Here is a 21,789-nt window from a genome sequence, read left to right as displayed (position 1 = left end):
CGCGGGGTAAAACCGCGAAGAAGGCTTGCGAAAAACGCACTTTCGGTGAATTACAGGGCATAAGATAAAAGGAAGGCCAGTTTCATGGACGGCGTCACAGTCATCGAACATCCGCTGGTGCGGCACAAACTCACCATCATGCGCAAGAAGGAAACTTCCACGGCCGGCTTCCGCCGCCTGCTCAGGGAAATTTCGACGCTGCTCTGCTATGAAGTGACGCGCGACCTTGAGATGACGATGGAAACCATCGATACGCCGCTCGAAACCATCGAAGCCCCCGTGCTCGAAGGCAAGAAGCTGGTTTTCGCCTCCATCCTGCGCGCCGGCAACGGCCTCCTGGAAGGCATGCTCGAGCTCGTGCCTTCGGCGCGTGTTTCCCATATCGGCGTTTATCGCGATCATGACACGCTGGAAGCCGTCGAATATTACTTCAAGGCTCCGGAAAGCCTCGATGCGCGCCTTATCATCGTTGTCGATCCGATGCTCGCAACCGGCAATTCCTCCATCGCCGCCGTGGAAAAGCTGAAGGAGCGCGGTGCGAAGAACATCCGCTTCCTGTGTCTGCTGGCGGCGCCCGAGGGCATCAAGAACTTCCGCGAAGCGCATCCCGATGTGCATATCTACACCGCCGCGATCGACAGCCATCTGAACGAGAAGGGTTATATCGTTCCCGGTCTCGGCGATGCCGGCGACCGCATGTACGGCACCAAATAAACCCGTTCATCATCGCTTAACCGTTTGAGCCATTCGCCGCCCGATAAGCGGCGGATGGCTTTTTCTTTTAAGATTTCAGCATGTTTTGCGTCTATTCTGGGCAAGAATAACCTGCCCCTGGAGGAGCACAGACTTGCTAACGCGCGCGATTTTTTTGCTTGTTGGGCTTTCGGTCGGTGCGACGCAGATTCCAGTTCTGGTGGAAAAATTTCAGCCGCGCCCGGAAGCAAGCATCGAGAAAGCGGAAGCCAGACCTGAGGCAGCCAAGCCGGAGTCCGTCTCCCTTGGCGGCGTCAGTCTGAAAGCGGATGCGCGCGGCCACTTCAATGCCACCTTCCGCGTCAACGGCAAATCCTTCGACGGACTTGTCGATACCGGCGCTTCCATGGTCGCCATCAACGAGACGATTGCGCGCCGGCTCGGTTACGGCGTCAACAGCCTCGATTATAAATATGCGATTTCAACGGCGAATGGTCAGACCATGGCCGCCTATGTGAAACTCGACCGGGTGGAGATCGGCACTATCCGGGTTCAGAATGTGGACGCCATGGTGCTGAAGGACAATGCGCTCGGCGACATGCTGATCGGCATGAGCTTCCTGAAACAACTATCGTCCTTCAAGGTCTCGGGCGGCGAGATGCGGCTGGTCAGGTGATCCGCTCAAGAACGGGCGCACCGATCTCAGGCGCGCTGTCAGCAATTCCGTAGCAGGCCACTATCCTTTTCACGGCATGTTCCGCTTCGTCGCTGGAAGCGGCGTGGACAATTGCGATCCGCTCGCCCTTTTCCACCTTCGCACCGAGCGGCAGGATGTCCGAAATACCGACAGAAGGATTGATCGTGTCCGATGGCTTTCTTCTGCCGCCACCGAGTTCGACGACAACCATGCCAAGATCGCGCGTGGCGCAGGAGGCGAGCAAACCGCTGCGCTCCGCCAGAACCGGATGAATGACCGGCGCAGAGGGCAGATAACGGGATGGATGCTCAACGAAATCCGATGGACCGCCGAGTGCCGAAACCATCCGTGCAAAGATTTCCAACGCCCGGCCGGAGGAGAGCGCAGCCGACGCCAGCGCCTCTCCTTCCTCCAGCGTGGCCGCCTTTTGCGCCTGCACCAGCATTTCCGCCGCAAAGGACAGGACCACTTTTTCAAGACGGGTGCCGGCCTTGCGACCGGCCAGAAAATCCAGACAATTGACGATTTCAACCGCATTGCCGGCGGCATCGCCAAGCGGCTGGTTCATGTCGGTTATCAGCGCCGTTGTCGGCAGGCCCGCGCCATTCGCCACATCGACCAGCGCGCGGGCCAGATTGCGGGCATCCTCGACGCTCTGCATGAAAGCACCGTTGCCGACCTTCACATCCAAAACCAGCGTCTGCAGCCCGGCCGCAAGCTTTTTCGACAGGATGGAGGCCGTGATCAGCGGTATGGAATCGACCGTCGCGGTCACATCGCGAATGGCATAGAGGCGTTTATCAGCGGGGGCGAGATCGCCCGTCTGGCCGATGATGGCGCAGCCGACCGTCTTTACCGTTCGGCGGAACAGCGCCTCGTCCGGCATGACGTTGTAACCGGGGATCGCTTCCAGCTTGTCCAGCGTGCCGCCGGTATGACCAAGGCCCCTGCCGGAAATCATCGGTACGGCGAGACCGCAGGCGGCAACGATGGGGGCGAGCATCAGGGAGACATTATCGCCGACGCCGCCGGTGGAATGCTTGTCCGCCACCGGCCTACCGAGATCGCTCCAGGACAGGACCTCACCGCTGTCGCGCATGGCGAGCGTCAGCGCCACCATCTCATCCCGGTTCATGCCGCGAAAGAACACCGCCATGGCAAAGGCAGCCGCCTGCCCTTCCGAGATGCCGTCTTTCGAAAGCGCCTCTATGAAAGCGGCAATCTCCCAAGGCTCAAGTGACAGGCCATCGCGTTTGCGCCGGATGATTTCCTGCGGGATCAAGCTCAATACCCGCTGGCGGCCTTGGCGGGCTCGCCGCCGGCCAGCACGTTCAGCACATCATCGAGTACACCGGAAGCGCCGAAACGGAAGGTGGAGGGCATGGCCCAGTTGGGCGCCATGATGGTTTCCGCCAACCTGAGGTAAAGCGTGGCGTCCTCCACCGTGCCGATACCGCCGGCGGGCTTGAAACCCACCTTCTGCCGGCTGTCGCGGATCGCCTGCAACATGATGTCGGCGGCCTCCAGCGTGGCATTGATCGCGACCTTGCCGGTCGAGGTCTTGATGAAATCGGCCCCTTCGGCAATGGCGAGTTCGGATGCGCGACGGATCAGCGCCTTGTCCTTCAACTCGCCGGTTTCAAGAATGACCTTGAGCAGCACGGGTGCTGCGCAGGCCTTGCGAACGGCGGCCACCATGGTGGACACCGCCGTTTCATCGCCGGCTATGAATTTGCGATAGGGAATGACAAGATCGATTTCGTCAGCACCGTCGCGGATCGCCGCTTCGGTTTCCGCAACCACGGTCGCGACATTCAGATCGCCGGACGGAAAGTTGACGACCGTGGCGATGCGGATCACATGGTCTTTTCCGAACGCCGCACGCGCCTGCGCCACGAAACGCGGCCAGATGCAGATTGCAGCCGTATTGCCATATTCCGTATGCGCCCGCTGGCACAGAGCGGCGATCTGCTCGGGCGTGCAGTCTTCCTTGAGATTGGTCAGGTCCAGCAAGGACAGGGTGAGGGCAGCCGCTTCGCGCGGACGCTGGAGTTCCATGGTCACGCTCCTCCTGCGATCATTTCCTTCAGAATGGCAGCAAGCCTCTTGCCGCCCACGGGAGCCATATCCTTGGTTTCTTCATGGCTCAGTTCCGCGCCGGTCATGCCGGCACCGTAATTGGTAATAACCGATGCGGCGGCAACGCGCATCCCGAAAAAGCGCGCAAGGATGACTTCCGGCACGGTGGACATGCCAACGGCATCCGCCCCCAGCAGCCGCGCCATGCGGATTTCCGCCGGCGTTTCGAAGCTCGGTCCGGAAAACCACATATAGACGCCGCCGAACAAAGGCACCGTGGCGCGGATGGCGGCGTTGCGCATGGCAAGCATCAGATCGGGATCGTAAGCGGTGGTCATACCGACGAAGCGGCGGTCGCTTTCCTCGCCGATCAGCGGGTTCATGCCGGAATAGTTGATGTGATCGGTGATCTGCATGACCGAGCCGGGCGGCATATCCTGCCTGACCGAACCTGCCGAATTGGTGAGGATGAGCGACTGCACGCCGAGACCGGCCAGCGCCCCGATGATCGCGCGCATGGCGGACGGATCGCCCTTTTCGTAGTAGTGCACACGGCCGGAGAGCATCATGACCGGCTCACCACCAAGATAGCCCGCCACCAGCTCGCCCGCATGGCCGGAAACGCCGCTCGCAGGAAAACCGGGAAGTTCGGCATAGGGCACCCGGATCGGATCGCTGACGTCTTCCACCAGCGAACCGAGACCCGAGCCGAGGACGATGGCGACACGCGGCATCAGGCCGTTCAGGCGCTCCACCAGAATATCGATCAGCGTATCCGGCATCAGGGCAGCTCTGTCTTGAAGCTGAAGGGCAAAAGCTCCTCCATGGTCATGACCTTCTGCACGCCGGTTTCGTCGCAGAGATAGACTTTCGTGTCCGGCGTCGCGAATTCGGCGATCTTCTGCCGGCAGCCGCCGCAGGGCGGGCAGAGAGCAAGCTTTTCGGCGATAACCGCGATTTCGCTGATCTTCTTCGCCCCACCCATGATCATGGCGCTGATGGCGGAAGGTTCAGCGCACCAGCCCTGCGGGAAGGACAGGTTCTCGATATTGGCGCCCTTGTAAATCTTGCCGTCTTCGGCGCGGATCGCCGCACCGACCGGAAATTTCGAATAGGGCGCATGGGCAAAGGCCATGGCCTCCACCGCTGCCTCGAACAGGGCATGGGACATCGGATCTCGGGACATGGATTTAACGCTCCTTCGCATAGGCAACGCCACCGGCCTTGGGGGGCTTGGCGACGCCGATGAAACCGGCAAGCAGGATGCAGGTCAGAATATAGGGCATGGCCTGGAATATCTGCACCGGCACCTCGCCGATACCGGGCACGGATTTACCCTGCATGAAGTTGGCGAAGGCATCCAGAAAACCGAAGAGCAGGCAGGCGAACATGACCGGCACCGGCTTCCATTTCGCGAAGATCAGCGCCGCAAGCGCTATATAGCCCTTGCCGGCCGACATGTTGGCGATGAAGGCCGCCGACTGCGCAACGGCGAGATAGGCCCCCGAAAAACCGCAGAGGAAACCGGCGACGATGACGGCGCGGAAGCGCATCCATGTCACCGAAATGCCGGCCGTATCCACCGCGCCCGGATTTTCACCGACGGCGCGCAGACGCAGGCCGAAACGGGTGCGGTAAAGCACCCACCACGACAGCGGTACCGCCAGAAAGGCGAGATAGGTGAGGATATTGTTGCCGGAAATGACATTGGCATAGAGCGGGCCGATGAAGGGCACCTCACGCATCGCATCCGCGCCTGGCAGGATGATCGGCGCAAAGCGGCCCTCTGCCGGCAATTGCGGCGTGCGGCCGCCCTGCCCGAACCAGGCCTGTCCGAGAACCACTGTCAGGCCGGCGGCGATGAAATTCAGCGCCACCCCGGATACGATCTGGTTGCCACGGTTGGTGATGACGGCAAAACCATGGATCAGCGAGAAGAGGATGGAGACGGTGATGCCCGCCAGCAGACCCGCCCATGGGTCCGCTGTGAGATAGGCGACGCAGGCGGAGGCGAAGGCCGCCGCCAGCATCTTGCCTTCAAGGCCGATATCGAACACGCCCGCGCGTTCGGAAAAGAGCCCGGCGAGCGCGGTGAAGAGTAGCGGGATGGTGAGGCGGACGGTCGAGCCGAGGATGCTGACCAGCATATCGAAGAAATCCATATCAGCTCATCCCTTTGCCAAGCGCTGGTAGATGCGGACGACCGCCGGCCGGTACATATATTCCAGCGCGCCGGCAAAAAGGATCACCAGACCCTGAATGACCACGATCATCTCGCGGGTAATATTCGGCATCTCGAAGGAAAGGTCAGCGCCGCCCTGATAGAGAATACCGAACAGCAATGCCGCGAAGATGATGCCGAGCGGATGGCTTCGCCCCATCAGCGACACGGCGATGCCGACGAAACCCGCGCCGCCGACAAATTCCACCTGCAGGCGGGCGGAAGCGCCCATGACCGGGTTCAGCGCCATCATGCCCGCCAGACCGCCGGAAATCAGCATGGCGATGATGACCGTGCGCGCATAGGGAATGCCGGCATAGATGGCAGCCGACGGGCTGATGCCGAGCGTGCGCATCTCATAACCGAGCTTGGTGCGCCAGATCAGCACCCAGACAAGGAAACACATGACCAGCGCGATGATGAAGGAGACGTTGAACGGCGCCGGCCCGAGCTTGAGGCCGAACAGCGCCATCAGCCAGTCGAGCTTCGGCAATTGCCCGCCGGGCAGAAAGGTGCGCGTTTCCGGCGCCATCTTGCCCGGCACGATCAGCACATTCACCAGCAGATAGACCATCAGCGCAGCCGCGATGAAGTTGAACATGATGGTGGTGATGACGACGTGGCTGCCGCGTTTTGCCTGCAGCCATGCCGGAATGAAGGCCCAGGCCGCGCCAAAAAGCGCGGCACCGATGACGGCGAAAGGCATCGTCACATACCACGGCACGTAGCGATCAAGCGCCAGCGCCACCAGCGCGGCACCCAGACCGCCAATATAGGCCTGACCTTCCGAGCCGATGTTGAAGAGGCCGGCATGGAAGGCCACGGCGACGGAAAGGCCGGTGAAGATGAAGCTCGTCGTGTAGAACAGCGTGAAGCCGATGGCATCGCCACGGCCAAGCGCACCTTCGATGAGCAGGCGCAGCGCCGCCAGCGGGCTTTCCCCGATGGACCAGACAACGAGGCCGGAAATCAGAAAGGCGGTGACGACGTTCAGCAGCGGCAACAGGCCGTAGCTGATCCAGTTTGGTAGGGGTACGGAAGCGGTGCTCATTCATGCCTCATGCGGCGATGCCGGCCATCATCAGGCCCAGCGTCTGTTCTTCGGCTTCCGCCGTTTTTTCTCCAACGACACGGCCGGCAAACATGACCATGATCCGATCCGAAAGGGAACGGATTTCATCGAGTTCGACAGAAACCAGCAAAATCGCCTTTCCGGCATCGCGCATCTCGATGATGCGGCGATGGATGAACTCGATGGCGCCGATATCCACGCCGCGGGTCGGCTGACCGATGATCAGCATCTTGGGATCGCGCTCGATTTCGCGGGCGACGACGATCTTCTGCTGGTTGCCGCCGGAAAAATTGGCGGTCTTCAACTGCGGATTCGGCGGGCGAATGTCGTATTTCTCGATCTTTTCGACCGCATCCCTGCGGATGGCCTCGGGGTTGAGGAAAGGCCCTTTGCCGTAACGCTCATCATGGTGATAACCGAGGATGGAGTTTTCATATTCCTCGAATTTCAGTACCAGCCCCATATGGTGGCGGTCTTCCGGGATATGCGCGAGGCCGAGCCTGCGCAAAATTGCCGGATCGGGGTGGTCCACCTTCTGGCCATCCACCCATATCTCGCCCGAATGGGGCTTGCGAATACCGGCGATGGCTTCGAGCAGCTCCGACTGGCCATTGCCCGCCACGCCGGCAATGCCGACGATTTCACCGGCGCGGACATCGAGCGAGACATCATCCACCATGGTGACGCCGCGACTGTCCTTGACGGTCAGATTGCGGATGGAGAGCAGAACATCGCCGGGCGTCGTCTCACCCTTTTCCACCCTGAGCAGCACGCGGCGACCAACCATCAGTTCGGCCAGTTCCTCGACGCTGGTTTCGGAGGTCTTGCGGGTGGCGACCATTTCACCGCGGCGCATGACGGAGACGGAATCCGTGATCGCCATGATTTCGCGCAGCTTATGGGTGATGAGGATGACGGTCTTGCCCTGCTCGCGCAGGACGCCGAGTATCTTGAAAAGGTGATCGGCCTCGGCCGGCGTCAGAACGCCGGTCGGCTCATCGAGGATCAGGATTTCGGCGCCACGATACATCGCTTTGAGGATTTCGACGCGCTGCTGCAGACCGACAGGCAGTTCTTCGATCACCGCATCCGGATCGACGTCCAGACCGTAATCGTCCTCTAGGCGTTTCAGTTCCTTACGTGCGCCAGCCCGGCCACTCGACAACGTCGCGCCGCCTTCAGCACCAAGCATGACGTTTTCCAGCACTGTGAAATTTTCCACCAGCATAAAGTGTTGATGCACCATGCCTATACCGGCATTGATTGCTGCCTGGCTATCGCGGATCGAGACTGGAGTGCCATTCACCCGGATTTCACCGGCGTCCGCCTGATAAAACCCATACAGAATAGACATCAGGGTAGATTTTCCCGCGCCATTTTCTCCAATGATGCCGTGGATTGTGCCCTTGGCAATGGTCAGATTGATGTTCTTGTTGGCGTGCACGGCACCGAATTTCTTGTCGATGCCCACGAGTTCGATTGCAGGGTCCATACTCAAACCGAAACCTCTCCGAAGGCTGGATATGAAAAGGGCGCAAGATGAAAATCATCATGCGCCCCAAGCTTGTATCATATCATTTCGGGCAGGACTTGTCCGCCATATAGTCATGGACCTTGACGGCGCCAGAGATGATGTCGGCCTTCGCCTTGTCCACGGCAGCAGTCATTTCCGGTGTGATCAGAGCCTTGTTGTTGTCGTCAACCGCGTAAGCGACGCCGTCCTCCTTCACGCCGAGCGCCACGACGCCAGCTGTGAACTTGTCGTCTTTGGCATCCTTGAACGCGTTATAAACTGCGAGATCGACCCGCTTGACCATGGACGTCAGAACCGAGCCGGGATGCAGGTGGTTCTGGTTGGAATCGACGCCGATCGAAAGCTTCTTATTGTCTGCGGCTGTCTGCAGAACGCCGAGACCGGTCGCACCGGCTGCCGCGTAGATCACGTCGGCGCCTTGGTCGATCTGGTTCTTGGTGAGTTCACCGCCGCGGACGGGATCGTTCCAGGCTGCACCCGTCGTTCCCGTCATGTTTTGGAAGACTTCGATTTTATCGTTGGCGGCCTTGGCGCCCTGTGCATAACCACAGGCGAATTTACGGATCAAGGGAACATCCATTCCCCCGACGAAACCAACCTTGCCGGTCTTGGAGGCCATGCCCGCCAAAAGACCTACGAGGTAAGAGCCCTCATGTTCCTTATAAACAACAGAACGCACGTTAGGCGCATCTACAACGGTATCAACGATCACGAACTTGGTATCGGGATATTCCGCCGCAACCTTGGCCATCGGCGCTTCCCAGATGAAGGAAATCGCAACGACCGGGTTGAAGCCCTTGCTGGCGAAGTTGCGGATGGCCTGTTCGCCCTGCGTGTCGCTGGTCGGCTCGAAATCGCGGAACTCGATGCCCGTTTCCGCCTTGAACTTTTCAGCGCCGGCCGCAGCGGCCTCGTTGAACGACTTGTCGAACTTGCCGCCCGTGCCATAGACCAGCGCCGGCTTGATATCCGCGGCGAGCGCGGAAGCCGACATTGCGGCAAGCGCAAAAAGCGTCAGAAGGGATTTTTTCATTGTGCAGCCCTGTTGTTGCAATTGATATTATAAGGGTCCTCCCGCAATCCCGTTGACCGGGAATGTCTGCGGAACCGCCAGCCGTTTTCCCGGCTGTGCTTGCCTCATATCCTTGCATGGCTCAATGAAAAATTCATCCGGTTTTTTTGACCCGGTGGAAAAACTTTATTCTGGCGCTTTTTTGGTCTTTCCACCGGGGCGACCTGCAAAAAATCTAGTCGATATTGCAGCTTACGCCGGTTCCCCTCAGGCCGCAGTAGCCGCCCGGGTTCTTGGCAAGATATTGCTGATGGTAGTCTTCAGCGTAATAAAACTTTTCAAGCGGCCCGATCTCGGTGGTGATGGCGCTGCCATGGCCGGCCTCGTCCAAAGCCTGTTGAAAAGCATCGCTCGCCTTCTGCGCCTGCTGCAACTGCCCTTCCGTCGTCGCGTAAATGGCGGAACGGTAGGTCGTGCCGACATCGTTGCCCTGCCGCATCCCTTGTGTCGGATCATGCTCCTCGAAGAATATCTTCAGCAGGCCCGGGAGCGAGATCACGACCGGATCGTAGACAACCTTGACCACTTCGGCGTGGCCCGTCTGGCCCGTCGTCGTCTCCTGATAGGTGGGGTTGCGGGTGAAGCCGCCGGCATAACCCACCGCCGTCACCCACACGCCCGGCGTTTTCCAGAACAACCGTTCCGCACCCCAGAAGCAGCCCATGCCGAGATAGATGGTTTCAAGTCCGTCCGGATAAGGCCCCTTCAAGGGCCGGCCATTGACGAAATGGGCTTCCGGCACCGCAAGGGCCTCTTCACGGCCGGGCAAGGCGGTTTCTTCTGTCGGCATCGTCGTTTTTTTTGAAAGCGTATCGAACAGGAACATTCGGTCCTCCATGCGGCCAGTTCCGCCGCTTCTCATGGTTCACGTCTGCGGGCGCCCATTTCGACAGATACAAGTCAGGCCGATAAACGTCTCATCGCCTTGTGTTTCCTGTAACCCGCCATCCAGCAGAGCAGGGAAAGCGCCAAGGAAACGGCAAATGCGGGCACCGCCGACAGGGCATTTTCAATGAAGCGCCACGCTTCAGGGTGAATATAGTGAGCCATGGCCGCTTCCACCATGGTGCGCGAGGCAGGAAGCAGATAGTTCCAGACGGACAGGATGCCGGTGATGTTGACCGAGGAGGTGGAAACCGAGCGGACCGAATCGAGCACACCCAGAAAAACCGCCGCCACGAGGAAAAGAAAGCTCAAAAACCGCAAAAAAGCTTTCATCAGGGACACCTCGTTTACGATCTGCCGGTCAGGCAGCCATATTTTGAAATCTATATTGCATCGATAAAGGCGGGAAAACCGGTTTGCAATCGCATCGGAACACAGGAAATTGCCGACATTTCAAAAAACTGTCAGATTCGTGTTGATCCCTGCGAATTCATCGGTATATATCGCGCCGTTCCAGTGATTTGCATTCTTCAAAACATGCAGATTTGAAAAAGGACAGGTGGCCGAGTGGTTTAAGGCGCACGCCTGGAACGCGTGTGTGCGTGAAAGCGTACCGTGGGTTCGAATCCCACCCTGTCCGCCATTTCACCTCACCCCGATACCGTTAAAAGCCAGTCTCAACGGGTCGCTCGCCGCGATGCCGACCGGCAGCGCCGTGTATAAGCCGAGCCGCGTTTTCCCGCTTCCGCAAGCCGTGATGGCTATGCTTCTGCACAGACAGGGGTTTCCTGCGCTTTTTTTGCTGCGCTTCCCCCTGTCTTGCGCCTTGCAGCAGGAAAAATCGCTCCTTATATACGCCGCATAACAGCAGCGAAGGCTGCAAATCCAAGTCAAGGAGTTGCCACAAGAATGCCTCACGGGGTTCCGGCAACTCGCTTCAAGGAGAGAAGAGCATGGCAAAAGTAATCGGTATCGACCTTGGCACGACCAACTCCTGCGTCGCAGTGATGGACGGCAAGGACACGAAAGTAATTGAAAACGCGGAAGGCGCGCGTACCACGCCGTCCATGGTGGCATTTTCCGACGATGGCGAGCGCCTTGTCGGCCAGCCGGCCAAGCGACAGGCGGTCACCAACCCGACCAACACCTTGTTTGCGGTCAAGCGCCTGATCGGCCGCCGTTATGAAGACCCGACCGTCGAAAAGGACAAGGCTCTGGTCCCCTTTGAAATCGTCAAGGGTGACAATGGCGACGCATGGGTGAAGGCGCAGGACAAGCCCTATTCCCCTTCGCAGATTTCCGCGATGATCCTTCAGAAGATGAAGGAAACGGCTGAATCCTATCTCGGCGAAAAGGTCGAGAAGGCCGTCATCACGGTTCCTGCCTACTTCAACGACGCCCAGCGTCAGGCAACCAAGGATGCCGGCCGCATCGCCGGTCTGGACGTCCTGCGCATCATCAACGAGCCGACTGCGGCAGCACTCGCCTATGGCCTCGACAAGAAGGACGGCAAGACCATCGCCGTTTACGACCTTGGCGGCGGCACCTTCGATATTTCCGTTCTGGAAATCGGCGACGGCGTCTTCGAAGTGAAGTCCACCAATGGCGATACCTTCCTTGGCGGTGAAGACTTCGACATGCGTCTGGTCGAGTATCTGGCCGGCGAGTTCAAGAAGGATCAGGGCATCGACCTGAAGAACGACAAGCTCGCCCTGCAGCGCCTCAAGGAAGCTGCCGAAAAGGCGAAGATCGAACTTTCGTCCTCGCAGCAGACCGAAATCAACCTGCCGTTCATCACGGCTGACGCTTCCGGTCCGAAGCATCTGACGCTGAAGCTCACCCGCGCCAAGTTCGAAAGCCTGGTGGACGATCTGGTGCAGCGCACCGTCGCACCGTGCAAGGCAGCGCTCAAGGATGCCGGCGTTTCCGCTTCCGAGATCGATGAAGTCGTTCTCGTCGGTGGCATGAGCCGCATGCCGAAGGTGCAGGAAGTCGTCAAGCAGCTGTTCGGCAAGGAGCCGCACAAGGGCGTGAACCCGGATGAAGTGGTCGCCATGGGCGCTGCCATCCAGGCCGGCGTTCTGCAGGGCGACGTCAAGGACGTTCTGCTGCTCGACGTGACCCCGCTGTCGCTCGGCATCGAAACGCTCGGTGGCGTCTTCACCCGTCTGATCGATCGCAACACGACGATCCCGACCAAGAAGAGCCAGACCTTCTCGACCGCCGAAGACAACCAGTCGGCCGTGACCATCCGCGTCTCGCAGGGTGAGCGCGAAATGGCGCAGGACAACAAGCTGCTCGGCCAGTTCGACCTCGTCGGCCTGCCGCCGGCACCGCGTGGCGTTCCGCAGATCGAAGTAACCTTCGATATCGACGCCAACGGCATCGTGCAGGTTTCGGCGAAAGACAAGGGCACCGGCAAGGAACAGCAGATCCGCATCCAGGCTTCCGGCGGTCTCTCCGACGCGGACATCGAGAAGATGGTGAAGGACGCCGAAGCCAATGCCGAAGCCGACAAGAAGCGTCGTGCGGGTGTGGAAGCCAAGAATCAGGCCGAAAGCCTCATCCACTCCACCGAGAAGTCGGTGAAGGAATATGGTGACAAGGTTTCCGAGACCGACCGCAAGGCGATCGAAGACGCCATTGCCGCCCTGAAGACCGCTGTCGAAGCCGCTGAGCCTGACGCAGACGACATTCAGGCCAAGACCCAGACCCTCATGGAAGTTTCCATGAAGCTCGGTCAGGCCATCTACGAAGCGCAGCAGGCCGAGGCCGGCGATGCTTCTGCAGAAGGCAAGGACGACGTCGTCGACGCCGACTATGAAGAAATCAAGGACGATAAGAAGTCCGCATAATAGCGCGACTTCCCGACTCCTCACACCATATGCAAGACATCCGGCTGCCGACGTGCAGCCGGAAATCCATTTGCGGGGCTTGTTATCTTAATGGCGAAAGCAGACTTTTACGAAACACTTGGCGTCAGCAAGACCGCGGACGAAAAAGAGCTGAAAAGCGCCTTCCGCAAACTCGCGATGAAGTACCATCCGGACAAGAACCCGGATAACGCCGAATCCGAGCAGAAATTCAAGGAAATCAACGAAGCATACGAAACGCTGAAGGACCCGCAGAAGCGCGCGGCCTATGACCGTTTCGGCCACGCCGCATTTGAAAATGGCGGCATGGGCGGCGGTGGCGGCTTTGGCGGCGGCGGTTTCGCCAATGGCGGCTTCTCGGATATTTTCGAAGACATCTTCGGCGAGATGATGGGCGGTGGCCGTGCGCGCCGCTCTTCCGGCGGACGCGAGCGCGGCGCCGACCTTCGCTACAATATGGAAATCACGCTGGAAGAGGCCTTCACCGGCAAGACGGCGCAGATCAGGGTTCCGACCTCGATCACCTGCGATGTCTGTTCCGGTTCGGGTGCAAAGCCCGGCACGCAGCCCAAGACCTGCGCCACCTGCCAAGGTTCCGGCCGCGTGCGCGCGGCGCAGGGCTTCTTCTCGGTGGAACGCACCTGCCCGACCTGCCATGGTCGCGGGCAGACGATCTCCGATCCCTGCAGCAAGTGCCACGGTCAGGGCCGTGTAACGGAAGAGCGTTCGCTTTCCGTCAACATTCCCTCGGGCATCGAGGACGGTACACGCATTCGCCTGCAGGGCGAAGGCGAGGCCGGCATGCGTGGCGGCCCGGCGGGTGATCTTTATATCTTCCTGTCCGTGCGTCCGCATGAATTCTTCCAGCGCGACGGCGCCGACCTTTATTGCACCGTACCGATCTCCATGACGACGGCAGCACTTGGCGGCACCTTCGACGTCACGACGCTCGACGGCACCAAATCGCGCGTTACGGTTCCGGAAGGAACCCAGCCGGGCAAACAGTTCCGTCTGAAGGGTAAGGGAATGCCGGTTCTGCGTTCGGCGCAGACGGGCGACCTCTATATCCAGATTCAGATCGAAACGCCGCAGAAACTCAGCAAGCGTCAGCGCGAGCTGTTGCAGGAGTTCGAGCAGCTCTCCTCCAAGGAGAACAATCCGGAATCCACGGGCTTCTTCGCCCGGATGAAGGAATTCTTCGACGGCTGATTGTCGCCGCCCCATGCTTTAAGAACGCCGCCATCCTTCGGGACTGGCGGCGTTTTCATTTCCGACTCAGCCGGAAAAGCCGCCTTCTTCCAGATATTGCCGTTCCTCCGGCGTCGTTTCCCGCAGCAATATGTCGTTGCGATGCGGAAAGCGGCCGAAACGTTCGACGATATCCCGATGCTCTTCGGCATGATGAAGATAAAGCCCGCCAAGCGGCTGGTTCAGGTCGCAGGCACGCCGCTGGGCGGCGATATCCTCCGCATGGGAAAAGGGCAGGTAGAAGAAAACGCGCAAATCCTCGCCCACCGCCTGGTCATGCCCGCGGCGGATGGCCTCATCGGCAAAGAGCCGCGCCAGCGGGTCGGTGGCATACATGTGAGCGGTGCCGCGAAAGCAGTTGCGCGGAAACTGATCCAGCAGAAGCATCAGCGCGAGACTGCTTTCCGCACCCTCCAGCCACTTGTCCAATTCGCGTCTGGCGGCAGCAAAATGGGCATCGCGGAAACGGTCGTGAAAGTGGTTATCGAAGGCCGCGTCCTTGTCGAACCACTTGTCCGGTCCGGCCTTCTTCCAGAAATCGACGATATCGGCGGCCAGCGCGGCGGTTTCGTTTTTCATTGGCTCTTCCCTGTCAATAATGCGGCGGTCGAGTGATCGCGGGCGCGTCCAGCGATTGTTCCTCCAGGCTCAGGAACCTCTCCGTCAGGCGGTCGAGCTTGGCGCGGGTCTGCTCCACCACCTTCCATTGTTCCGCCAGCTGATCGGACAGCTCCTCTATCACCTTCGCCTGATGCGCGGCCGTCTCCTCGAGCGCGATGATCCTTTTTTCGGTTTCCGACGTCATATCGACCTCTCTTTCCAGCCCTTCCTTGGGCCTAAAAGCACCTGAGTCAACCATATGTCGCTTTGGTGAAGCGAATTCGTCACGGCGATCCAGAAACGGAAAAAGCCGGCGATGTTTCCATCGCCGGCATCCGAGTTCTTGGCTTTCCTCAGTCTTCTTCTACGAAAACCTCCTCACGCTTCTTCTTCACGCTGGGCAGGAAGACGACGATCAGCACGGCCAGAGCAATGAAGAGCAGGGTGGCGCTGATCGGCCGGGTAACGAAGGTGGTCGGATCGCCGCGCGACAGGATCATGGCGCGGCGCAGGTTCTCCTCCAGCAGCGGCCCAAGCACGAAGCCCAGGAGCAGCGGCGCCGGCTCGCAGCGCAGTTTCACCAGCACGTAACCGATGAAGCCGAAGAAGGCGACGGCATAGAGATCGAAGACGTTGGAATTGACGCTGTAGACCCCGATGGCGCAGAAGGCCATGATGATGGGGAACAGCACATAATAGGGCACCGTCAGAAGCTTTACCCATAGCCCGATCAGCGGCAGGTTCAGGATGACGAGCATCAGGTTGCCGATCCACATGGAGGCAATGATGCCCCAGAACAGCGCCGGCTGTTCAGTCGCAACGTTCGGACCTGGCACGATACCCTGAATGATCATCGCGCCGATCATCAGCGCCATCACCGGATTGGCGGGAATGCCCAGCGTGAGCAGCGGGATGAAGGACGTCTGGGCGCCGGCATTGTTGGCGGATTCCGGACCGGCCACGCCGGCAACCGCGCCATGCCCGAATTCTTCCGGGTTCTTGGAGACGCGTTTTTCCACCGTATAGGAAGCGAAGGCCGCAAGGATCGCGCCGCCGCCCGGAAGAATGCCGAGAGCGGAACCAATGACCGTGCCGCGCAGCACCGGCGCGATCATTTTCCTGAAATCCTCCCGTGTCGGCATCAGGCCGCTGACCTTGGCGATCAGCACCGAACGGGTGCGCTCATTTTCGAGATTGCGCAGGATTTCGGCGATACCGAAGACGCCGACGGCCACGGCCACGAAGTTCAGACCGTCGGCATATTCGCGGATGCCGAGGGTGAAACGCGGTGTGCCGCTATAGATATCGGTGCCGACCAAACCCAGCAGCAGGCCCAGCACCACCATGGCCAGCGCCTTGACGATGGAGCCATGGGCAAGCGCAATGGAAGAAACGAGGCCGACGACCATTAGCGAGAAATATTCCGCCGCGCCGAATTCAAGCGCAATCGCCGTCAGAGGCGGAGCGAAAATCGCCACGAGGAAGGTGGAAACCGTGCCGGCGAAGAACGAGCCGATGGCGGCAATGGCGAGTGCGGCGCCCGCCTTGCCCTTGCGCGCCATCTGATACCCATCGATGGCAGTGACGGCGGAGGAGGATTCGCCCGGCATGTTGATAAGGATTGCGGTGGTGGAACCGCCATATTGCGCGCCGTAATAGATGCCGGCGAGCATGATCAGCGAAGAGACCGGCTCCAGCTGGAAGGTGATCGGCAGCAGCATGGCGATGGTGGCCGTTGCGCCGATGCCCGGCAACACGCCGATGAGCGTGCCGAGCAGCACACCAATGAGGCAGAAACACAGGTTTTCCAGCGACGACGCCGTCGAAAAACCGAGTGCGAGATTATTGAACAGCTCCATCACGGCACCTTAAAAGTTAAGCCATGGGCCAAAGCGCTGGAAAGGCAGCCCGAGACCGTAGTTGAACACTGCGACGGAAAAGACCGTGATGGCCGCGGAAATGGCAACGGCCATCAGCGGGCTCATCTTGTGCGAGGCAAAGGCTGCGATGAGGGCGCTGAAAAACAGTGCCGGTACGAAACCAAGTCCCCGGACCGTGAGGCCGAAAAAGATGGGTGCGGGCAGAATGAAAAAAATACCCCGCCAGGCGATGGCTCCGATGGCGTCTCCCTGCACCCGGGTAGCGCGAAGAAATATGACGCTTCCAAGCAGGATCAAGACGATGGCGAGAACGAGCGGAAAGTAACCCGGCCCCATGCGGAATGTGGTTCCCAAATCAAGCCCGTAGGACTGCAAGGCGAAAAAAGCGCCAAAACCGATGAAAATTGCCCCGCAGGCTGCTTCGGCAGGGTCAATAAAAAACGACTTCATGAAAGATGCCCCTCCACTGCGGCCAGCGACACACCGTTCCGCGCGTTAAAACGACAGCAGAAAACCGGCGGCATAGCGCCGCCGGTCATTCCGTTGCTCATCAGTCGGCGTATTGGCCGGCGGACTCGATGACCGGCTTCCAGCGCGCGATTTCGCTTTCGAGCTTGGCCTTCAGCGCTGCGGGCGTCGCGTCGCTTTCCGGGGAAGGCGTCGTGCCGAGTTCGGCGAACCGGGCCGCGACATTCTTGTCCTTCAGCGCGGCCTGGAGCGACTTGGAGAGCTTTTCATTGATTTCGGCAGGCGTGCCCTTAGGCGTGTAAATGCCGTGCCAGATGCCGACCTCGAGTTTCGGCAGACCCGCTTCAACGACTGTCGGCACATCAGGCAGCACATCCAGCCGCTTGGCGGTGGTTACGGCATAGGCCTTCACCGTGCCGCCCTGGATCTGCTTGGTGGTATTGGTGGTCTGGTCGCACATGATGTCTACCTGGCCGCCGAGCAGATCGGTCATGGCCGGGCCCGTACCCTTGTAAGGGACTGTGACGAGCGGGGTTTCGATGGCGCTCATGAACAGCATGCCGCACAGATGCGAGGCAGCGCCGATGCCGGCATTGGCGACGGTGACCTTGTCCTTGTTCGCCTTGGCGTATTCGATCAGACCTTTCAGATCCGTCGTCTCGAGGTTCTTGCGCGACAGGATGGTCATCGGCACTTCGGTAACGAGGCCGACATATTCGAAGGCGTTCAGCGTGTCGTAGGCGAGCTTGCGGTAGAGCGTGGCGCTGGTGGCCATGCCGATATGGTGGAGAAGAACGGTGTAGCCGTCCGGATCGGACGATGCAACACGGCCAGCACCCAGCGTGCCGCCTGCGCCGCCGACATTTTCGACGATGATCTGCTGGCCAAGGTCCTTCGACATGGATTCAGCGACAAGGCGCGCAACCGTATCCGTCGGGCCGCCGGCGGCAAAGGGCACGACCATGGTGATGTTGCGCTCCGGATAGTTCTGAGCAGATGCGGACAGCGCAAAAAGGGAAACGGCAGCGGCAGCAGCAAGGCCGGTGACTGTCTTCAGTATTTTCATCGATTTCCTCCCGGATGAAAATGTTCGCCACTTCAGCCGCGCATGCTCCTCCATGGCGACCGGGGTGAGATATTTGCGATCCGGGATCGCCCTTCAGCAATGGCAGTCTTGTCGGGAGGTGCGCTTTTATTGCTGTCCCTGAACAGCAATGGGTGGATTTCTACCCATAGGGGCTCATCCATGGGTGGAAATCCACCCATCAGACCTCGGTCATGTGCCGCTGCAGCCCGTATTTCTGCATTTTTTCGTAAAGCGTTTTGCGCGAAATGCCGAGATTCTCATAAACGGATTTCAGATTTCCGCCATGTGCGGCGATCGCATGTGCGATCAGGCTTTTTTCGTAAGCCGCGACCCGTGCGGAAAGGGCCGCTTTTCCGTCATCCTGAAACGGCAGCGAGGCTTCGGAAACATCGCTTTCCAGACCGAGAACGAAGCGGTCTGCGGCATTGCGCAATTCACGAACATTGCCCGGCCATTCACGCAGGGAGACGGCCGAAAGCAGACTTTGCGGCACGTCAGTGTCTTCCCGCCCGTAACGGGCAGCGGCTTCCCGCACGAGATGCAGGAAAAGTAGCGGTATATCTGCGCTGCGCTGCGAGAGCGATGGCACGAGAAGTGTCGCCACGTTGAGCCGATAAAGAAGATCGGCGCGGAACCGGCCAGCCGCGACTTCCTGTTCCAGATCGACCTTGCTGGTGGCGATGAAACGGACATCGAGTTCGACCGTTTCATTCGAGCCGAGACGGGTAATCACCCGTTCCTGCAAGACACGCAGGAAGCGGCCCTGCAATTCGAAGGGCATGGATCCGATCTCATCCAGCAATATGGTGCCGCCGCGAGCATGTTCGAACTTGCCGTAGCGTGGGCGCAGCGCTCCCGGAAACGCACCGGCCTCATGGCCGAATAGTTCACTTTCAATCAGTGTCTGCGGAAGGGCGGCGCAATTGATCGCCACGAAGGGCCGGTTGGCTCTGGCGCTGATATCGTGCAGCGCCCGCGCCACCACCTCCTTGCCCGCGCCCGTATCACCGACGATCAGCGTATCGGCGTCCGTCGCGCCGATGGCGCGGATACGATACCGCAGATCGACCATGATCTGGGTTCTGCCGGGCAGACGCGTTTCGAGATCGTCATGCTTGCCCGCCACCGCCTTGAGGCGGCGGTTTTCCAGTACCAGCGCCCGCCGATCATTCGCCCTTTTGATGATACCGGCGAGATATTGCGGCGTGAACGGCTTTTCGATGAAATCATACGCGCCGTTGCGCATGGCGTTGACCGCGAGCTGCACATCGCCGTGGCCCGTCATCAGGATGACAGGTATTTCAGGATCGAGCTCCCGCACCTTCTGCAGCAGCGTCATGCCATCCATGCCGGGCATCCTGATATCGCTGACCACGACGCCGTCGAAGCTGTAGCCGATGAGTTCGAGCGCATGTTCCGCGCTTGCGAGCATGGTGACGGCAAAACCGGAAAGCTCCAGCGCCTGCGCGGTGGAAAAGCGCAATTCTTCCTCGTCATCGATCAACAGAACCCGCGACATGGTCATTCCGCAGCAGCCTCCACGCGCCAGGCGGCGGCCGGCAATTCGATATCGAACTCAGCCCCGCCCTCGTCATGGTTTCTGACACGGAGCTGGCCGCCAAAGTCCTTGATGATGTTATAGGAGATGGACAGGCCAAGACCGAGGCCGCGTCCCACGCCCTTGGTGGTGAAGAAAGGATCGAAAATGCGTTCTGAAATTGCCGCCGGCACGCCCGGACCGCGATCACGAATGAAAATCGACACCGACTGGCCATGCTGCACGGCACGCAGCGCAATGCGGCGATCCTCCCGCCCCTCCACCGCATCGGCAGCATTGGAGATGATGTTGACGAGCACCTGCTGCAGCCGCACCGGGCCGGCCTTCACGGCAAGCGGCACCCGGCCGAGATCCACATCCAGCACCGCATCGGCGGCCTTCAGCCGTGCACCGACGATTTCAAGCGTATCGCGAAGGACGGCTTCAAGACTTACCGCGGCCATTTTTTCATTGGGCTTGCGGGCGAAATTCCTGAGATGCTTGCTGATGGAGGCCATACGGTCGATAAGGCCCGAAATGCGCCTGAGGTTTTCCGTCACCTCCTCCAGCCGTCCCCGCTCCACGAGAAGCGAGGCGTTTTCAGCGTAATTCTTGGCGGCTGCAAGCGGCTGGTTGAACTCATGCGACAACGCTGCCGACATCTGCCCGAGCGCTGCTAGCTTGCCCGCCTGCACCAGATCGTTCTGCATCTTGCGCAATTGTTTTTCCGTCTGGCGGCGTTCGGCGATTTCGTGCTCGATCTCCTGATTGACCCGCGCCAGATCGGCCGTGCGCTCCTCCACCCGGCGTTCCAGCTCCGCCTGCGCCTCCGCCTGATGGGTCAGGCGCTCCCGCAGACGACGACGCCTCTGCAGCATGGCGGCGATGAGGGCGGCCGCCAGGCAGAGGCAGAGGATGATGGCTATCATAGCCGTCTTCACCTGCGTTCGGAGCGAACCCGTGTCCATCAGCACGCTGACTGTCCAGCCCGCGTCCGGCATCGGCTGCGACAGGACCATATATTCCCTTTCACCGTCATCCTGGCTGATGGTCATCAGCTGATGCGAACCGAAATTGCCGTTTTTCAGGGGCAATTCCTTAAGGGTGGCATTGGCGTAGCGGCGGGAAGCCTCGGTTCGCGCCAGCCTTTCGGGTGTCAGCGGCATCAGGCCGGAATAAAGCCATTGCGGCGTTCCGGTCATGAAGATGATGCCTTCCGGGTCCGATACCAGAATTCGGTTCTCACCATCGCCGAATGACGCTTCTATGCCTTCAATATCAACCTTGAAGACGATGACGCCCTTGATCTCCTCGTTGAAGAGAATGGGCGCTGAAAAATAATAACCGCGCTTGTGGGAGGTGGTGCCAAGCGCGAAGAAGCGTGACTGGAAGCCTTTGGCAGCATCCTGAAAATAGGGACGGTAGCTGAAATTCTCACCGACGAAACTCGTTGGACCATCATAGTTGCTGGCGGCGATGGTCTCCCCATCCAGCGTGATGATGTAGATATCGGAGGATTCCAGCAGGGTGTTGATGGATTTGAGGTAGATATTGGCGCGCTGGCGCAGTTCGGTATCCTTGGGATGTGCGACCAGCTCCTCAATGTCGTCATGATCCGCAATCAGGGCCGGCAGCGGCTCGTAACGGTTCAAAAGCCCGCCGAGAGCAGAGACGGCCAGCCGCAGCGTCGTGCGGCCCTGCTCGGACATTTCGCCGAAATAGCTTTCCGCTATGATGCCGCCACCTCTCGTCACGGCGCCGTAACCAAGACCGAGGCTGAGAAGCATCAATAAAATCCAGCGATATTTCACCGAAGCTCCCCTCCTGTTGCAGGCATCGAAAC

General features: G+C 59.7%; 21 protein-coding genes and 1 tRNA gene. 5 read left to right on the top strand and 17 right to left on the bottom strand.

Annotation, left to right across the window (positions count from 1 at the left end; genetic code table 11):
* The first annotated feature begins 84 nt into the window (after window positions 1-84).
* A complete protein-coding gene (upp, locus tag PIB16_RS00355; RefSeq protein WP_003524359.1) occupies window positions 85-714 on the top strand; it encodes a uracil phosphoribosyltransferase in 630 nt (209 codons plus the stop codon).
* Window positions 715-847: 133 nt separating this feature from the next.
* On the top strand, window positions 848-1,369 hold the full coding sequence (locus PIB16_RS00350; protein WP_271044775.1) for a TIGR02281 family clan AA aspartic protease: 522 nt from the start codon (window positions 848-850) through the stop codon (window positions 1,367-1,369).
* Here PIB16_RS00350 and deoA read toward each other — a convergent pair.
* The 10 genes from deoA to PIB16_RS00300 form a co-directional block, all read right to left on the bottom strand.
* Window positions 1,362-2,678, bottom strand: a complete 1,317-nt coding sequence (deoA, locus tag PIB16_RS00345) for a thymidine phosphorylase (RefSeq protein WP_271044774.1) — start codon at window positions 2,676-2,678, stop codon at window positions 1,362-1,364. The genes PIB16_RS00350 and deoA overlap by 8 nt on opposite strands.
* Window positions 2,675-3,448, bottom strand: coding sequence for a deoxyribose-phosphate aldolase (deoC, locus tag PIB16_RS00340; protein WP_271044773.1), 774 nt, complete (start codon window positions 3,446-3,448; stop codon window positions 2,675-2,677). Before deoC ends, deoA begins: the two co-directional genes overlap by 4 nt.
* A 2-nt stretch (window positions 3,449-3,450) precedes the next feature.
* The gene (locus tag PIB16_RS00335) at window positions 3,451-4,251 is read right to left on the bottom strand and encodes a purine-nucleoside phosphorylase (protein WP_127756659.1); all 801 of its coding nucleotides are present in this window, start codon (window positions 4,249-4,251) and stop codon (window positions 3,451-3,453) included.
* Complete coding sequence (locus PIB16_RS00330) at window positions 4,251-4,640, bottom strand: cytidine deaminase (RefSeq protein WP_003524353.1); 390 nt, start codon at window positions 4,638-4,640, stop codon at window positions 4,251-4,253. Before PIB16_RS00330 ends, PIB16_RS00335 begins: the two co-directional genes overlap by 1 nt.
* Before the next feature lie 19 nt (window positions 4,641-4,659).
* Complete coding sequence (locus PIB16_RS00325; protein WP_078051448.1) at window positions 4,660-5,631, bottom strand: ABC transporter permease; 972 nt, start codon at window positions 5,629-5,631, stop codon at window positions 4,660-4,662.
* A gap of 6 nt (window positions 5,632-5,637) precedes the next feature.
* Entirely contained in the window at window positions 5,638-6,741 is a 1,104-nt protein-coding gene (locus PIB16_RS00320; protein WP_003524352.1) for an ABC transporter permease, read from the bottom strand.
* A gap of 7 nt (window positions 6,742-6,748) precedes the next feature.
* Window positions 6,749-8,254, bottom strand: a complete 1,506-nt coding sequence (locus PIB16_RS00315; protein ID WP_271044965.1) for an ABC transporter ATP-binding protein — start codon at window positions 8,252-8,254, stop codon at window positions 6,749-6,751.
* 82 nt (window positions 8,255-8,336) lie between these two features.
* On the bottom strand, window positions 8,337-9,329 hold the full coding sequence (locus PIB16_RS00310) for a BMP family lipoprotein (RefSeq protein ID WP_065654768.1): 993 nt from the start codon (window positions 9,327-9,329) through the stop codon (window positions 8,337-8,339).
* 214 nt (window positions 9,330-9,543) lie between these two features.
* Window positions 9,544-10,194 (bottom strand): peptide-methionine (S)-S-oxide reductase MsrA, encoded by a 651-nt coding sequence (msrA, locus tag PIB16_RS00305; RefSeq protein WP_271044964.1) that lies wholly within the window; start codon window positions 10,192-10,194, stop codon window positions 9,544-9,546.
* A gap of 74 nt (window positions 10,195-10,268) precedes the next feature.
* Window positions 10,269-10,586: a hypothetical protein gene (locus PIB16_RS00300; protein WP_003524345.1), complete on the bottom strand. Its 318-nt coding sequence runs from the start codon at window positions 10,584-10,586 to the stop codon at window positions 10,269-10,271.
* Between the two features lie 220 nt (window positions 10,587-10,806).
* Between PIB16_RS00300 and PIB16_RS00295 the strand changes: the two genes are divergently transcribed.
* The 3 genes from PIB16_RS00295 to dnaJ all read left to right on the top strand — a co-directional run bounded on the left by PIB16_RS00295 (window position 10,807) and on the right by dnaJ (window position 14,335).
* A tRNA-Ser gene (locus PIB16_RS00295) sits at window positions 10,807-10,896 on the top strand.
* 310 nt (window positions 10,897-11,206) lie between these two features.
* Window positions 11,207-13,108, top strand: coding sequence for a molecular chaperone DnaK (gene dnaK / locus PIB16_RS00290; protein WP_065654771.1), 1,902 nt, complete (start codon window positions 11,207-11,209; stop codon window positions 13,106-13,108).
* A gap of 90 nt (window positions 13,109-13,198) precedes the next feature.
* Window positions 13,199-14,335, top strand: coding sequence for a molecular chaperone DnaJ (gene dnaJ / locus PIB16_RS00285; RefSeq protein ID WP_065114520.1), 1,137 nt, complete (start codon window positions 13,199-13,201; stop codon window positions 14,333-14,335).
* A 66-nt stretch (window positions 14,336-14,401) separates the two neighbouring features.
* Here dnaJ and PIB16_RS00280 read toward each other — a convergent pair whose 3' ends face one another.
* From PIB16_RS00280 to PIB16_RS00250, 7 genes are all read right to left on the bottom strand, one after another.
* Window positions 14,402-14,953, bottom strand: a complete 552-nt coding sequence (locus PIB16_RS00280) for a DUF924 family protein (protein ID WP_271044772.1) — start codon at window positions 14,951-14,953, stop codon at window positions 14,402-14,404.
* Between the two features lie 13 nt (window positions 14,954-14,966).
* Complete coding sequence (locus PIB16_RS00275; RefSeq protein WP_059759493.1) at window positions 14,967-15,179, bottom strand: SlyX family protein; 213 nt, start codon at window positions 15,177-15,179, stop codon at window positions 14,967-14,969.
* Window positions 15,180-15,327: 148 nt separating this feature from the next.
* A complete protein-coding gene (locus tag PIB16_RS00270) occupies window positions 15,328-16,833 on the bottom strand; it encodes a tripartite tricarboxylate transporter permease (RefSeq protein ID WP_271044771.1) in 1,506 nt (501 codons plus the stop codon).
* A 9-nt stretch (window positions 16,834-16,842) separates the two neighbouring features.
* On the bottom strand, window positions 16,843-17,304 hold the full coding sequence (locus PIB16_RS00265) for a tripartite tricarboxylate transporter TctB family protein (RefSeq protein ID WP_065654775.1): 462 nt from the start codon (window positions 17,302-17,304) through the stop codon (window positions 16,843-16,845).
* A gap of 100 nt (window positions 17,305-17,404) precedes the next feature.
* Window positions 17,405-18,388: a tripartite tricarboxylate transporter substrate-binding protein gene (locus PIB16_RS00260; protein ID WP_065654776.1), complete on the bottom strand. Its 984-nt coding sequence runs from the start codon at window positions 18,386-18,388 to the stop codon at window positions 17,405-17,407.
* Between the two features lie 199 nt (window positions 18,389-18,587).
* A complete protein-coding gene (locus PIB16_RS00255; RefSeq protein WP_065654777.1) occupies window positions 18,588-19,934 on the bottom strand; it encodes a sigma-54-dependent transcriptional regulator in 1,347 nt (448 codons plus the stop codon).
* On the bottom strand, window positions 19,931-21,733 hold the full coding sequence (locus tag PIB16_RS00250) for a sensor histidine kinase (protein ID WP_271044770.1): 1,803 nt from the start codon (window positions 21,731-21,733) through the stop codon (window positions 19,931-19,933). Before PIB16_RS00250 ends, PIB16_RS00255 begins: the two co-directional genes overlap by 4 nt.
* Between the last annotated feature and the right edge of the window lie 56 nt (window positions 21,734-21,789).

Source organism: Agrobacterium sp. ST15.13.015, assembly GCF_027871645.1.
GTDB lineage: Bacteria > Pseudomonadota > Alphaproteobacteria > Rhizobiales > Rhizobiaceae > Agrobacterium > Agrobacterium leguminum.
This window is presented reverse-complemented; position numbering and strand designations above follow the sequence as displayed.

What these genes read in the sequence shown, in the direction of transcription:
- PIB16_RS00300 (WP_003524345.1), bottom strand. Translation starts at nt 10,586, where the DNA reads ATGAAAGCTTTTTTGCGGTTTTTGAGCTTTCTTTTCCTCGTGGCGGCG.
- dnaJ (WP_065114520.1), top strand. Translation starts at nt 13,199, where the DNA reads ATGGCGAAAGCAGACTTTTACGAAACACTTGGCGTCAGCAAGACCGCG.
- msrA (WP_271044964.1), bottom strand. Translation starts at nt 10,194, where the DNA reads ATGTTCCTGTTCGATACGCTTTCAAAAAAAACGACGATGCCGACAGAA.
- PIB16_RS00255 (WP_065654777.1), bottom strand. Translation starts at nt 19,934, where the DNA reads ATGACCATGTCGCGGGTTCTGTTGATCGATGACGAGGAAGAATTGCGC.
- PIB16_RS00325 (WP_078051448.1), bottom strand. Translation starts at nt 5,631, where the DNA reads ATGGATTTCTTCGATATGCTGGTCAGCATCCTCGGCTCGACCGTCCGC.
- PIB16_RS00250 (WP_271044770.1), bottom strand. Translation starts at nt 21,733, where the DNA reads ATGCTTCTCAGCCTCGGTCTTGGTTACGGCGCCGTGACGAGAGGTGGC.
- PIB16_RS00270 (WP_271044771.1), bottom strand. Translation starts at nt 16,833, where the DNA reads ATGGAGCTGTTCAATAATCTCGCACTCGGTTTTTCGACGGCGTCGTCG.
- PIB16_RS00330 (WP_003524353.1), bottom strand. Translation starts at nt 4,640, where the DNA reads ATGTCCCATGCCCTGTTCGAGGCAGCGGTGGAGGCCATGGCCTTTGCC.
- dnaK (WP_065654771.1), top strand. Translation starts at nt 11,207, where the DNA reads ATGGCAAAAGTAATCGGTATCGACCTTGGCACGACCAACTCCTGCGTC.
- PIB16_RS00280 (WP_271044772.1), bottom strand. Translation starts at nt 14,953, where the DNA reads ATGAAAAACGAAACCGCCGCGCTGGCCGCCGATATCGTCGATTTCTGG.
- PIB16_RS00310 (WP_065654768.1), bottom strand. Translation starts at nt 9,329, where the DNA reads ATGAAAAAATCCCTTCTGACGCTTTTTGCGCTTGCCGCAATGTCGGCT.
- upp (WP_003524359.1), top strand. Translation starts at nt 85, where the DNA reads ATGGACGGCGTCACAGTCATCGAACATCCGCTGGTGCGGCACAAACTC.
- PIB16_RS00265 (WP_065654775.1), bottom strand. Translation starts at nt 17,304, where the DNA reads ATGAAGTCGTTTTTTATTGACCCTGCCGAAGCAGCCTGCGGGGCAATT.
- PIB16_RS00320 (WP_003524352.1), bottom strand. Translation starts at nt 6,741, where the DNA reads ATGAGCACCGCTTCCGTACCCCTACCAAACTGGATCAGCTACGGCCTG.
- PIB16_RS00260 (WP_065654776.1), bottom strand. Translation starts at nt 18,388, where the DNA reads ATGAAAATACTGAAGACAGTCACCGGCCTTGCTGCTGCCGCTGCCGTT.
- PIB16_RS00315 (WP_271044965.1), bottom strand. Translation starts at nt 8,254, where the DNA reads ATGGACCCTGCAATCGAACTCGTGGGCATCGACAAGAAATTCGGTGCC.
- PIB16_RS00335 (WP_127756659.1), bottom strand. Translation starts at nt 4,251, where the DNA reads ATGCCGGATACGCTGATCGATATTCTGGTGGAGCGCCTGAACGGCCTG.
- deoC (WP_271044773.1), bottom strand. Translation starts at nt 3,448, where the DNA reads ATGGAACTCCAGCGTCCGCGCGAAGCGGCTGCCCTCACCCTGTCCTTG.
- PIB16_RS00275 (WP_059759493.1), bottom strand. Translation starts at nt 15,179, where the DNA reads ATGACGTCGGAAACCGAAAAAAGGATCATCGCGCTCGAGGAGACGGCC.